The sequence below is a fragment of the Pedobacter sp. WC2423 genome, from assembly GCF_040822065.1.
GTDB lineage: Bacteria > Bacteroidota > Bacteroidia > Sphingobacteriales > Sphingobacteriaceae > Pedobacter.
The window spans coordinates 2186247-2199087 of the sequence record NZ_CP162005.1; the positions used below are offsets into that span (position 1 = coordinate 2186247).

12 protein-coding genes and 1 tRNA gene are annotated in these 12841 nt (G+C 37.1%); 5 read left to right on the forward strand and 8 right to left on the reverse strand.

From position 1 onward, the window contains the following. Positions 1–111: 111 nt before the first annotated feature. Positions 112–2004 (forward strand): ATP-binding protein, encoded by a 1893-nt coding sequence (locus AB3G38_RS08760; RefSeq protein WP_367868114.1) that lies wholly within the window; start codon positions 112–114, stop codon positions 2002–2004. Positions 2005–2138: 134 nt separating this feature from the next. Continuing rightward, positions 2139–2915 carry a DUF1080 domain-containing protein gene (locus AB3G38_RS08765; protein ID WP_367868115.1) on the forward strand — a complete coding sequence of 259 codons (777 nt, stop codon included), beginning with the start codon at positions 2139–2141 and terminating at the stop codon, positions 2913–2915. A gap of 61 nt (positions 2916–2976) precedes the next feature. Here the strand turns inward: AB3G38_RS08765 and AB3G38_RS08770 are convergent, their stop codons facing one another. Together AB3G38_RS08770 and AB3G38_RS08775 are read right to left on the reverse strand one after the other, a co-directional pair. After that, complete coding sequence (locus AB3G38_RS08770) at positions 2977–3201, reverse strand: CDGSH iron-sulfur domain-containing protein (protein WP_010600649.1); 225 nt, start codon at positions 3199–3201, stop codon at positions 2977–2979. 168 nt (positions 3202–3369) lie between these two features. After that, positions 3370–3555: a hypothetical protein gene (locus tag AB3G38_RS08775; RefSeq protein WP_367868116.1), complete on the reverse strand. Its 186-nt coding sequence runs from the start codon at positions 3553–3555 to the stop codon at positions 3370–3372. Positions 3556–3709: 154 nt separating this feature from the next. On the opposite strand from AB3G38_RS08775, the gene AB3G38_RS08780 reads away from it, so the two are divergent. Together AB3G38_RS08780 and AB3G38_RS08785 are read left to right on the forward strand one after the other, a co-directional pair. After that, positions 3710–3844, forward strand: a complete 135-nt coding sequence (locus tag AB3G38_RS08780) for an alanyl-tRNA synthetase (RefSeq protein ID WP_367868117.1) — start codon at positions 3710–3712, stop codon at positions 3842–3844. A gap of 47 nt (positions 3845–3891) precedes the next feature. Next, entirely contained in the window at positions 3892–4500 is a 609-nt protein-coding gene (locus AB3G38_RS08785) for a hypothetical protein (RefSeq protein WP_367868118.1), read from the forward strand. Here the strand turns inward: AB3G38_RS08785 and AB3G38_RS08790 are convergent, their stop codons facing one another. From AB3G38_RS08790 to AB3G38_RS08810, 5 genes are all read right to left on the reverse strand, one after another. Beyond that, a complete protein-coding gene (locus AB3G38_RS08790; RefSeq protein WP_367868119.1) occupies positions 4501–5130 on the reverse strand; it encodes an HAD family hydrolase in 630 nt (209 codons plus the stop codon). Between the two features lie 187 nt (positions 5131–5317). Then, positions 5318–8650 carry a carboxypeptidase regulatory-like domain-containing protein gene (locus AB3G38_RS08795; protein ID WP_367868120.1) on the reverse strand — a complete coding sequence of 1111 codons (3333 nt, stop codon included), beginning with the start codon at positions 8648–8650 and terminating at the stop codon, positions 5318–5320. A 238-nt stretch (positions 8651–8888) separates the two neighbouring features. After that, the gene (locus AB3G38_RS08800; RefSeq protein WP_367868121.1) at positions 8889–9539 is read right to left on the reverse strand and encodes a DUF4142 domain-containing protein; all 651 of its coding nucleotides are present in this window, start codon (positions 9537–9539) and stop codon (positions 8889–8891) included. A gap of 77 nt (positions 9540–9616) precedes the next feature. Beyond that, a complete protein-coding gene (locus AB3G38_RS08805; RefSeq protein WP_367868122.1) occupies positions 9617–10345 on the reverse strand; it encodes a DUF1345 domain-containing protein in 729 nt (242 codons plus the stop codon). A gap of 142 nt (positions 10346–10487) precedes the next feature. Beyond that, positions 10488–11015: an RNA polymerase sigma factor gene (locus AB3G38_RS08810; protein ID WP_367868123.1), complete on the reverse strand. Its 528-nt coding sequence runs from the start codon at positions 11013–11015 to the stop codon at positions 10488–10490. Positions 11016–11890: 875 nt separating this feature from the next. Here AB3G38_RS08810 and AB3G38_RS08815 point away from each other — a divergent pair. Beyond that, the gene (locus tag AB3G38_RS08815; protein ID WP_367868124.1) at positions 11891–12115 is read left to right on the forward strand and encodes a hypothetical protein; all 225 of its coding nucleotides are present in this window, start codon (positions 11891–11893) and stop codon (positions 12113–12115) included. 554 nt (positions 12116–12669) lie between these two features. Here the strand turns inward: AB3G38_RS08815 and AB3G38_RS08820 are convergent. Further along, positions 12670–12740, reverse strand: a tRNA-Cys gene (locus AB3G38_RS08820). Positions 12741–12841 lie beyond the last annotated feature (101 nt).

Genomic DNA, 12841 nt, shown 5'->3' on the forward strand with positions numbered 1-12841 from the left:
AATACATTAATGATAAAATCATAAATTATTAACCAGACATAGTGTATTGAATACAGTATGACAAAAAAATTATATACCTTGTTATCAGCTAATCACTACCTACCCTAACCTATGCAAGCAGACCAAAAGAGAGGCATGCGTTTCATCTTTATTTCCATACTGATGACAATCACTTTCGTTTCCGGATGTTCTCCGAAAAAAAACACAGCTATAAAATTCCCGGTTAAAGAGCCTTTACAGCTTGTACCACAAGAAAGCTTATATTTTTTGATAACTGCACTGATCATTACCACCATCTTTACCTTTATTGCCTGTTATTTACTTTATCAGAACCACGCAAAAAACAAACAGCTAGAATTAAAAAACAGAGAAAGTCTGATACAACAAGAAGAGCTTATTGCTTTATCGACTGCCTCGCAAGCAACAGCAGAAGCAAAATTCAGCTTCTTTACTCATATTTCTAATGCATTCCGGGTTCCGCTGACTTTGATTCTTCTTCCTCTGGATGAAATGCTCGACAGTAAAAACTCTCTGAACATTCCTAAACAACAATTGAATCTGATTCACAAAAATGTACAACGGTTACTCTTGATGGTCAATCAACTTACAGATTTCAGAAAAATAGAGTATGATAAAATGAAACTTGAGCCGACCTGTCAGGACCTTGTGGCTTTTTCCAGAGATATTATTGCCTCTTTTAAAGCACTTGCTTCGAGAAAAAACATAGAATTAAAACTATCAAGTTCTGTTAAAGAAATCATGGTCTGGTTTGATAAAAACATGTTTGATAAGGTATTATTTAACTTGTTGTCCAACGCTATTAAGTTTAGTCCTGAAAATGGAAAAATACAATTCAGCATAAAAACTGATTCAGCTGACCAAACCGTAGATATCAGCGTATCAGACAGTGGTAATGGGATGACCGAAGAAGAAATCAAGCACGTATTTGACTTATTTTATCAAGCAGATAAACGCAATTTCTTTGGGTCTGGTCTTGGGCTTTCTCTCTCTAAAGAAATTACCGAATTACACCAGGGTACTATAACTATTCAGAGTCAAAAAGGATATGGAACCACATTCTATATTAAACTACCCTTAAAACAACAATCTATTTCTGAAACGCCTGCAATAAGCAATGATTTCGCTATAAGCTCCGGCCAATTAAGTCAGTATACCGTTGGTATTCTGCCAGACAGCTTACCAGAAGCAGTTATTGCGGAGCAAGACAACTATTTAAACGAAGAAACTTTGCTCATTATTGAAGAAAATGAAGAACTCCTGGAATATCTGAAAAACAGTTTCAAAGAAGAATATGAAGTATTAACCGCCAGCAGTAACTCCGTAGGCCTGAAACTAGCTTATGAAATGATTCCAGATCTCATTATTACAGACATCACTTTGAATGAGCAATTTACACTACAAATCACTTCTGCATTAAAAAATGATGACAGGACATCTCATATTCCTATTATCATATTAACAGCAAATGGAGATGAAGCACATAAAATCAGTGAATTTAAACAAATGGCAGATCTGTATATGACCAAGCCCTTTAATTTCATCTTATTAAAAGAAAGTGTTAAAAGTCTACTTTGGAACAGGAAAGTACTCCAAAGAAAATTCAGTAATGAAAGCCCGGTTACGCAACAAACCATTCCATTAAGCAGATCAGATAAGAAGTTTATGCATGATTTCACCAGTACCATTGAACAGAATATTGCGAATGATAAGTTTAATGTAGATGATATTGCCAGTGCGCTGGGGATATCAAGAATTCAATTGTACCGGAAAACGAAAGTACTGCTGGATTGTACAATCAACGATTATATTTTAAACCGCAGGCTCAAAAAAGCCAAATATCTTTTGATCAATGAGGACCTGTCTATTTCTGAAATTACCTACCAGGTTGGATTCTCCTCCCCCACTTATTTTTCTACTGTCTTCAAATCAAAATATAATTGCACGCCATCATCCTATAAAAAACAAATAGGTTCAAATACCTAAAAAAAATGTCTGCCAAAAACAAAAAACGGGTAAATTTATCAGGCAACAACTTCGTGATAAAAGAGCTGATCAACATTAATTTCTTATATTGATCCATCAAAATAAATCTTAAAGGAAAACTAAACCGTTATAACATGTACTTACAAAAAGCAATAATTACCACAGTACTAATCGCCGGAATAGGGCTGGCAACAGCAAATGCCCAGGCTAAACATGAGGATACAGAATTTTATACTCCAGTACCAAAGAAAGTAACTCCTGGAAAAACAATGAATACAGCTCCTTCTGATGCTGTCATTTTATTTGACGGTAAAAATCTGGACTCCTGGGTAATGACTGATGACCGTACCAAGCCTGCACAATGGACAGTAGCCAATGGTCAGCTGACCGTTAATAAAAAAGCGGGTAATATTGAAACCAAACAATCCTTTGGTAATTACCAGTTACATATCGAATGGCAAGTACCAAAAAACATCACAGGAACAGGACAACTTCGTGGTAACAGCGGTCTTTTTCTGGCTTCTATGGGTAAAGGTGATCTGGGATATGAACTTCAGATTCTGGATTCATATGACAATAAAACTTATACCAATGGTATGGCCGGCAGTATCTATAAACAGACTACTCCACTGGTTAATCCTTCCCTGAAACCAGGAGAATGGCAAACCTACGATGTGATCTGGACTGCACCAACCTTTAAAGCAGACAGTACAGTAAATACGCCAGCAAAAGTAACCGTTTTATACAATGGCGTTTTAGTTCAGAATAACTTTGAATTAAAAGGCCCAACTCAATATGTGGGTACAGCCTCTTATGCAAAAGCACATGGACCGCTCCCTGTTAAGTTACAAGCGCATGGCGACAAGAGTGAACCGATAAGCTACCGTAATATCTGGATCAGAGAACTTTAATCAGTCCTGTCAGAAAAAACAAAAGCCGCTTTCCTTAATTGGAAGCGGCTTTTTAAATTTCTTAAACTTTTTTAGGAGGAAGATCAAATGCGATAGCCTCATGCTCAAAATGGCCGTTATGTGCGCCATCACAGAAAGGTTTATTTTTTGACAATCCACAACGGCAAATTGAAAGTACTTCTCTGCCTTGCAGTCCATATACATTACCATTTCTGTCAACGATTTCAAAATCGCCCTCGATCTTTACAGACCCATTATTATTGATTGTAAGTTTTGTCTTCGACATCTATTTGTTTGTTTGTAACAAAAGTAGAAGTATGAACGGAAATCGGGAAATCTCATTTCTATTTAGAAACATTATCCCATAAAAAAGGAGTCCCTGTCTGAAACTCCTTTTTTTCTCCGCAATTGACTGATTGGCGAGAACCCTATATCTAGATTTTAACGATGATAGTTACAAAATCAAAAGTCTTGGATTGATTTTCTTTTGCATGCTTGAAGGCAAAGATCTCTTGATATTAGTAGTGCTTCTAAAAGAAATTGGTGCAGTATGCCCTTGATTTTGTAATTGATCTCCAATAAAAAGACCTCCCTCGTTAATTTTGCCGCTAGTACTTTGAATTTTAATCTGATCTTTCATAATAATGGTGATTTGTCAACTAATGAACAACCGTTGTGCCATAAAGTTTACCCAAAAAAATAAATTTTACACTAAATCGTTTATATGACAAAAAAGAGTCAAACTTATTTATACAATTACTCCTTTTGAAGATTTTGTTTAATTTTATAGCATCATGGACAAGGAGAAAAAGGACTCAAAAAAGGACATCTTCCTTAAGTGGATTCGCAAAATTGGCATATGGGGATTTCTGTTCTTTCTGGTGAAAGGACTGATCTGGCTGGCCCTGGGTTATTGGGCGGTCAAATAAAAATCTTAAACATTTTCATCGCTTAACCGTTAAAGGATAAAAACGCGATGAAAAATCAAATTCCAAGGCAACAAGAAGGCGGTCAGAACGATAGCACTGCAAAAACTGAATTTTCTTCTCCAGAAGAAGCAAAAGCATTCTATCAGATCGCAAAAAACAGGTTATTAAATGTATCCTGCTGGGCGGAAATCTGCAAAGTTCCCCTATCCACCTTTACCCTTACAGATCCGGATGGTCATAAAGTAATCAGAGAAGCTGAAACAGGTGATTATCTAAAGATTGATATACCTGGACCGGGTACACATACGGGCGATGGTTTTGATTGGGTACGTATTGAAAAAATCGAAGAAGAAATTACAGCTTCATCTTCAGTGCTCACTTTACAGGCAAGACCAGCAGCTAACCCAACTCAGCAAGATCCGGAAATCGCACATTTCTTTAGTCAGCAGGCCACTTCAACTTTCCAGGTGAAGCTATCGGGAAATACAGTATATGCAGAAGAACATGGCAGAAATGAGGTGCCCAATACAGACACCTCAACTATAACTGATACCCTGAGAAATGCCCTGGTAGGCTGGACTGCAAAAATAGGATTGTCTTATCCACAATGGAAAAGCCTGGTCAAAGGTATTGTAGAAACAACTCCTGATCAATAATTATTGGGGCTCAGAAATTTCCTTTTTTATTCTTTCCAGAATTTCTTTTGTTTCTTCAAAACTCGTATGGTGATAAGCATGCATTCCAAGGCTCTTGGCTGTTTCAACCTGGAATATTCTGTCATCAAAGTAATAACATTGTTCAGGTCTGGCCTGTGCAATGCCTAAAGCCAGTAAAAAGATATTTGGATCTGGCTTACGCATCTTTACATCACAAGAAGAGACAAAAGCATCAAAACATTCGTGTAATTTAAATTTCTTTACTCTGTAGGTATTCAACTCTTTACCTTCATTATTAATCGAGATTACCCGGAAACCACAATCTCTTTTCCATTCTTTCATCCATTGTAATAAACCAGGGAGTTCTTTGGATCTGGAATAAACAAACTCTTTAAAATCTTCCCTGGTAAAATCTCTTGGATGATTAAAAATAACCGTATCCAAATACTCATCCAGTGTAATATTTCCGATTTCAAAAACATTGAAAATATAATTGTGCAATGTATTCAGCTCATCATAATTGAGTCCGAATCTTTCCGCAGCTAATTTGCGGGAATCGTGTCCCCAGCCATTGGTAAGCAGTACGCCACCGATATCAAAAAAAAGTATCTTAGGTTCTGAAGTTTCCATAAGGTGTATTAAAAAGTTATTTTACTCACGTAAACTTAGCTAATTGCCTACAAAAACCCTTTATTTTTATTTTACAGCAAAAGTCATTTTAGCTGTAACTGCTACAGCAGCACAATCAGGGCATTGGGCATAAAAAAACAGGCTATCTTTTGACGATAGCCTGTTTTTTATCAGAACTTAAAAACACTTAATTGAAGATATACCTTACTCCAATTTGTGCCTGCCAGCGCGAAACCTGGTCAGTATTTACTTTTGTGGAATTTGTTACAGGAATTAAATTATCCTTATCCAGGTAAGGAAACGAATAATTTGCTTTGCCAGTAACCGCATCAGTTCCCTGGTATTTAAGAACAGCGACCGATCCTGTATTAAACCCATTGAATGAGTTTTCATACAAACCCCAGTTACGATTTAAGAAATTACCCAGGTTGATGATATTAAATTCAACCCTGATTGTATTTTTCTGATTTCTTGATTTACCGGATTTAACAAAGAAATCCTGGGTAATATTTAAATCAGCACGTTGGAAATAAGGTAAAATCACCCCATTTCTTTTCGTATACTCTCCCCTATGCTGACTTAGATACTTATCCTGACTAATAAATGAATTTAATTGATTCCAGATTTGGTCAGGTGTCCTGGTGTCTCCCGCAAAATCAGCAACTAAATTAATATCACCCTTACTTTTAGGAATAAACATCAAATCATTTGCCGCACCATCATTATTTGGATCACCACTGGTGATATAAGAAACCGCACCATTATTAGCAGACTCAAAGAATAAACCAATTGAAGTTGCATAATTCTTGTGGTATTCCTTTCTGTAAGCCAGTGAAGCAATAAAACGGCTTGGCATTACATAAGTACTATTCGATAAACTCTGGTCATTAGGATTACCAGTTGTTGGTCTGCCCGCCCAGATATTACTTGCCGTAGACCCACCATCATTCACGTCCTTAGAACCCGTGTGCGTATAAGCGACATTCGCATAAAATCCATTCAGGAAACTTTTCTGCAACTGTGCTGTCACAAAATAAGAATAACCTTTATTCGTATTGCTCAGGTAGTATAAACCTGAAATATTTGGATTAGCGGCACTAACCGGTGCTCCATTGTTAGAAGTTCTGTTATTAGAAGTATACCGGATCTGACCTTCAACACCAGGTAACGTATTATAACTGTCAGGAAGAACAAGATTCTGATGATAAATAGCATTAATATCTTTCGTAAAAGATCCCTCCAAAGTACCAATAATACCAAACGGCAATTGCTGATCTACCGCAAGATTGGTTCTCCAGATTTTCGGGTATTTCAAATTAGGGTCTGTAACATCCAGTTCATAAGAAGTATTCGCTGCAACTGCTCCCGAAGGACGATTCCCGTTGACGTCCGGATTATAAATTAAACGCGGATCATTAGGCGTTTTAGTTCCATTCACAGTACCAGAACTAAATAATGTCCCCGTATTTGATGCCTGGTTAGAAATCCATACAAATGGCGTTAAACCAGCAAATAATCCTGTACCACCACGAACCTGGGTCGTATGATCACCATTTACATCCCAGTTAAAGCCTACGCGTGGTGACAACTGAATCCTGCTTTTTGGCAATTTGGAAACATCAACCTGTATGCCCTGCTGAAAAGTTAATGCTGCTGCATTTGGATTTGGGTCAAGCTTGGTAGGATAATAATTATAATCAGCTCTTAAACCATAAGTCAGTACAAAATTATCTCTTACACGGAACTTATCCTGTGCATACAAACTGAAGTTATAGGATTTTATACTGACTAAAGGCAAATCTCCGCCATTTGCAGCATTACGGTAATTATAAGACGCAGCAGGAAGATTATTGATAAAATCTGAAGCAGAGTTATAAGTATATAAACCATTATAATTAGGCGCAAACCCATTTGTAAAACTCTGAGACTGGTTACTCGTTCCTAAAGTAATTTCATGTTTACCTGCAAAAATTGTCAAATCATCAGAAAGCTGTCCAATATTTGAACTTAACAAGTTACCGGCCGTATATAGCTCATAACCAAAGCTTGTTAAGACACCACTTGGAGCAGTAATAATTTTCCCCGTCGCATCAGTTACCCCATTATCAATATCTACCATCGGTACATTTTTAGACGATAGCGGATCGCGGAAATCGCGTAAAGCAGAGTAACCAACTGTTAATTTATTAGAGATGGTGTTACTGATTTTACTGTTCAGTTCCAGCATTCCGATATTAAAATTATTATTGATGGTATAACCTGCGCCAAAGAAAGGCAGAGAACCAGGGCCAGCACCACGCGTAGACCCGGCACCAACTTTATCATTAATAATGCCACCTGCACTATTCGGAGGTTGATTTTTGGAAGATTTAAGATAAAAATACTTCGCACTTAAAGTATTGTTTTTATCAATATTCCAGTCTAGCTTCACAGTGATCTTATCACTCTGTGTCTTATAACTATAATTTTCATAAGCTCCCGGATCATAACCATATCTTGATTTTAAAGTATTGGCAATATCATCTAAAACTGATGCACTTGCCTTTGAAATAGTTCCACCACTTAAACCAGGTCTTGAAGCAATGAATGTAGTACCCGGGTTACTGATCCTTTCCTGCTCACCAGACACAAAAAAGAACAGTTTGTTTTTAATAATTGGCCCACCGATACTCAATCCCCTGGTATTGTAATCAAAAGGGACTTTAGTTACTTCAGAAGTACCCGCTTTATAACCGGTTAAACCAGTGCCCCGGCCATAATAATAAACAGAGCCTTTAATATCATTTGTACCAGATTTGATAACTGTATTTACACCCGCACCAGTAAAAAATCCCTGGCGTACATCATAAGGAGCCAGATCAACCTGGATCTGATCAATTGCATCTAAAGAAATCGGCTGCGAATTTGCCTGCCCCCCCAGCGTACCAGAAAGACCAAAAGAATTGTTAAACAAAGCCCCATCAACTGTAATATTGTTAAAAGTGCTGCTTCTTCCTCCAAAACTCATTGCACTTGTACTACTTGCAGAAGGAGTTAATTTAGTAAAATCTGCCAGAGACCTGTTGATCGTTGGTAAAGCATCAATCTGTGCACGGGTAATCGTCTCCCTGGCACCAGTACGCGAGGAGTTCATTACTTTACCCTGTGTACCAACTACTTTTACCTCTTTCAGATCAGTTGAACTGTCATCCATTTTAACGTTGATTGCCTGATCCTGTCCTATGGAAAGCGTCAAATTGTTCTGAACATATTGCTTAAAGCCGATATAAGATATTTTCAGTGTGTATGGCCCGCCAATTTTAACATTGATCAGATTGTATCGTCCATTACTACGGGTTTCAACCGCATAAACTGTACCTGTAGGTATATGTGTCAATACCACAGTTGCCCCAGGTATCGGTGCTTTTCCATCAGTTACCACACCATTGACCGAAGCAGTGGTGACTCCCTGGGCAAAAGCAGAATTCCCTGCCCAGACCAAGGTCAGCAGCATTAATAATAAGCGTAAGGTTTTTTTCATATAAATGTTTTGTTTGGATTAAAGCCTGCACAAGGCTATGCTGAATTAGAGATGAACCTCTTGCCTGTGCAAATTCTCCTTGATTAAATGTTTTAGCTTTCTGAATTAAAAGCAGCACGAAGGTAAATGTCGTGTATTAAGTTAATGTTAACAATACGTTAACTACTAATGATCAGAATTATTAAGCAAAAAAAAATCTCCGGGGAAGTTCCCGGAGATTTGCAATCGTATAAAAGAATTAGTTTTTATGCCTTTTATCTACATTAGGTAAATCGTCTCCTTTGGGCCCCCTGTTTTCCAACTTAACCAAAGAATCCAATCGGATAGCCATTCGGTTATGCTCATTTAATACCGGCAGCATTTTCAAAGCAAAAGATTTTAACTCAGCATTTTCAAACCTGCTCGCACCATTAAACAGGTCAATAGTTTTAGCGTGATCATTTACCATCATATCCATATAATTCTGATCATACTCGTTTGCCATCATTTGCTTCATGGCATCAAAGTGACTTTGTTCTGCTGAAGGCAATGCGCCTGGCAGCTTAATCCCCATGCCTGAGGCTAAGGTCTGAAGTTCGCTATTTGCCTGCGTATGGTCTTTGATCATTCGCTTTGCAAAATCCTTCACCTGTTCAAGTTTTGTTTTTTGAAGCGTCAGATTACCAACCTCAACTTCCATCAATCCACCTACTGCTGCCTGCGCTATAAAGGATGCCTCTTCGGGTTTGAGTTTTGATAAATTACTGTTCTTTCCATCAGCATGCCCATCCAATACTGTATCAGCAGATAAAGTTGATGTACCCTGACTTTCAGTTTTCGGAGACTGATTACAAGCCTGTAGCAGAAATGCTGCACAGACACCTAAGATCATTGTTTTTCTATAATTCATCCTGTTATTTTTTTATTTCTATCGTATAAACAAAAACAACAAGCAGGCTATGAAATGGTTTTTCTTAAATAAAAAGACTATTTGGTCATCAGGCCAGAGATAATATTAATACTCAGGGCAACGATTACTGTATTAAAAGCAAATGAGACTAAACTATGCATTAAAGCCAGGCGGCGGATTCTCCTGGAGCTGATTTCGACATCAGAAACCTGGAAAGTCATTCCGATAACAAAGGAAAAATAAGTAAAATCCAGATAGTCAGGAGTCTTTTCTTCTGGAAATTCCAAGCCTTCTTTATACTTTGAGGTGTCTTCTTCTTTTTCAGTAGTACCAGTTTTTTTCAAACCGGCCCCATTCTTAACAGATTTAGCCAGGTTTTTACCCTTAGACTCATAGTAAAGATGCGCATACCTGAATACAAATGTAGTATGCACTAATGCCCAGGCACATATCACGGCTGCTATAGACAATAAAATATGTAATGTAAGTGCTGATCCTGTAAGATGCTGAGTTGATTTTAATAAAAGAACTACGACAAAAAGGCTCATTAAAGCAGCTACGAGCACGAACATAAAAATGAGGGTGCGGTTATTATCCTGTACTTTTGAAATCTTTTTCATTTCAAGGGGATGTACTTTAAAAATGGTTGCCCATGAAAGACCTAATTGCGTTACAGCATAACCAATCCAAACTAAAATAAATTGCGTTGAGGCTGACATCTTTCCATAGCATACTACAAAGACGATCAATGCTACGATTAACGATAAGTATAATTTGTGGTGAGCGTCCACCCGGGCTATATTCATGAAGAGGATAAATGTTTTAATTTGACCATACAATGGTAATCAAATTAAAAATAAAAGCAGCAAGGATATTGCCGCTTTTGTTGGTAACACATGAAGACGCTTTTAAAATCTGAGTAGATATTTCTCAATTAGCTTTTATTTCTTAATTAGCTTTGCGCATAAAATTATCACTATGCATTTTTAAACTTTTTTTCAGCAGCTGTCTCGCGATATGTATTCTTGTTTTAACTGTACCAATTGGAATTTCCAGCTGTTCGGCAATTTCATGATATTTGAAACCTTCAAAATACTTAAGGAATGGAATATAGTATTCCGGCTGTAATTTGGCAAGTGCTTTATAAATGTCTTCCATAACAAACTTTCCATCACTATCATTTACTGAGGCACTAAAATGTAATTTATCTGAAGTGATTTCATCGGTCACAGTCATGATAGAATTAGTTTTTGTTGCCCTGCGGTAATTGTTAATGAAGGTATTTTTCATGATGGTATATAACCAGGCTTTAAAATTTGTTCCCTCCTTAAAATGGTTGGAATAATTAATGGCTTTTAACATGGTATCCTGTACCAGATCATTCGCATCTTCCATATCTCTGGTGAAAGAAATAGCAAATGATTGTAGAGAATCTTTGTAACTGTAAAGTCGAAAATTAAAGTCGTTGCTACTCATAGTGTTTATGTTTTTCTGATTATAGATAAACACAAATACAAAGTACATACCAATTATTGGCAAATTTAGCTAATAGTTGGCTGACGCTGGTAAATTACCAAGTTATATTTTAATTAAAACATCTATATATGTAATAATAATTACATCAAAAGTTGCGTGTCCAAAAAAACATACACTTCTGTCTAAGTCATTTGAACAACAATTAGACAAAAGAATTAAAAACACTTAAATATCTATTTTTAATCAAAATGAGTTAACTTAAACGATTTATTAACCATAAATCTCCTGCATAAACTGAAGAGTAGAAAAGAAGAATAAGGAGGAGAATCCGGATCAAGTCATCAACTTGTGGAGCAGGCTCTTTTCTAAGTATAAATTTTGACACGCTCAACAGAAAATCTTTGCTATCACGGATACTCTTATGCCGCTGGAAGTTGCGCTGAAAGCTTTCAATTTGCATGGGAATGACTCAGGGGAAACAAGGCCGGGCTGTTCGTAAATAAATTCAAAATAGCTAAATCATAAAGCTATATCGTCCGGGTATTGCCTGAGTATTGCCTGAGTACTCGTTAGGGTAAGAGCAATGCTAAAGTAACGTGAGAGCATGGCAAGTCCAAGTCAAAACAACTAGTTGAAACAACATGGACTCGACATGCTTACAGCCCGTTCTCAACCTGGTGTCATCCCGACCATCACTCAGGCACAACCAAACCATAACTAGTTGAAGATTAATGAAATTATAATTTTCCCTTTGACTAACCCACGGACAACTGCGGACAATTGCAGACAGCTGCGGACAATTGCGGACATTTTTTACGCATCAGGATAATCTTTAACGCGAATAGCTTACATTGGTGGAAATATATTTATTTATTATGAGAATTATTATAGGAAGTTTAACGGGTAAAATTTCAAAGGGAATCCAGGACGATTTCATTTTTAAAGCAGCAGTTTGGCGTACAGGTTGTTTCAAAAGTTCTGTACCGGGCAAAAGGAAACAAAAAATGGAAGCCCAAAGGCATCAGAGCACTTTCGTCAAAGTAGCCAGCCTGGAAAAATCAGGATCTTTCTTCCCCCTGAGAATTCCGCTGAAGCGTTGACTGAGCTCTTATCAAAGTAATCAGGAGCGTTTAATAAGGATAAACTGAACTATAAAATCAGGAAGTAATTAGCTTCTTAAAGAATTGTAACCTTCTGCTTTGAACTCAGAAAATATCAAACCCAAAACTTGAAATTTAATCCCTGATCCACATGTTTATGACTTGATCCGGGAATCCTAAAGAAGCTGAACAGCAAAGGCTATAAATAACTAAAGGGGAGCCTAAGTTCCCCTTTAGTATATCAAACACACCAATTTGAGGGCTTAGTTTAAAAAAGTATAAAGTCAAACCTTAATTAAACCTAGCTTACCGATAAAGCTAAGGAAGAGTTTTTGATCTCAAAATATTTTTACGCCAACAAGTCATTGACCTACGTCAACAACAACATATGGTCGTTTTCGATCTCTATATAAGCTAATTTTAGTTGCAAAATATTCAATTAGGTATGCCCTTAAACTAAGATACTCCAGGTCATCCAACCTGGAGTATCAACAAAACAAAACTTAGATCTAACCAAAATCAAGTACCCTATGCAACCTTTGAGACTGCAATTGACGTCATGGGCGGATTCGAACCGCCGTTAAGGGTTTTGCAGACCCACACCTCACCACTCGGCCACATGACTATTTTTTGGAGAAAAACACCACTAAAGTTCCTTTTCCCCTTTGTAAATCCTTACAAATCTTTCGTTCTGATAGCAAATATAATAATGTCTACTTAAATAGT

What these genes read in the sequence shown, in the direction of transcription:
- AB3G38_RS08785 (WP_367868118.1), top strand. Translation starts at nt 3,892, where the DNA reads ATGAAAAATCAAATTCCAAGGCAACAAGAAGGCGGTCAGAACGATAGC.
- AB3G38_RS08770 (WP_010600649.1), bottom strand. Translation starts at nt 3,201, where the DNA reads ATGTCGAAGACAAAACTTACAATCAATAATAATGGGTCTGTAAAGATC.
- AB3G38_RS08765 (WP_367868115.1), top strand. Translation starts at nt 2,139, where the DNA reads ATGTACTTACAAAAAGCAATAATTACCACAGTACTAATCGCCGGAATA.
- AB3G38_RS08800 (WP_367868121.1), bottom strand. Translation starts at nt 9,539, where the DNA reads ATGAATTATAGAAAAACAATGATCTTAGGTGTCTGTGCAGCATTTCTG.
- AB3G38_RS08805 (WP_367868122.1), bottom strand. Translation starts at nt 10,345, where the DNA reads ATGAATATAGCCCGGGTGGACGCTCACCACAAATTATACTTATCGTTA.
- AB3G38_RS08760 (WP_367868114.1), top strand. Translation starts at nt 112, where the DNA reads ATGCAAGCAGACCAAAAGAGAGGCATGCGTTTCATCTTTATTTCCATA.
- AB3G38_RS08790 (WP_367868119.1), bottom strand. Translation starts at nt 5,130, where the DNA reads ATGGAAACTTCAGAACCTAAGATACTTTTTTTTGATATCGGTGGCGTA.
- AB3G38_RS08780 (WP_367868117.1), top strand. Translation starts at nt 3,710, where the DNA reads ATGGACAAGGAGAAAAAGGACTCAAAAAAGGACATCTTCCTTAAGTGG.
- AB3G38_RS08815 (WP_367868124.1), top strand. Translation starts at nt 11,891, where the DNA reads ATGAGAATTATTATAGGAAGTTTAACGGGTAAAATTTCAAAGGGAATC.
- AB3G38_RS08795 (WP_367868120.1), bottom strand. Translation starts at nt 8,650, where the DNA reads ATGAAAAAAACCTTACGCTTATTATTAATGCTGCTGACCTTGGTCTGG.
- AB3G38_RS08810 (WP_367868123.1), bottom strand. Translation starts at nt 11,015, where the DNA reads ATGAGTAGCAACGACTTTAATTTTCGACTTTACAGTTACAAAGATTCT.
- AB3G38_RS08775 (WP_367868116.1), bottom strand. Translation starts at nt 3,555, where the DNA reads ATGAAAGATCAGATTAAAATTCAAAGTACTAGCGGCAAAATTAACGAG.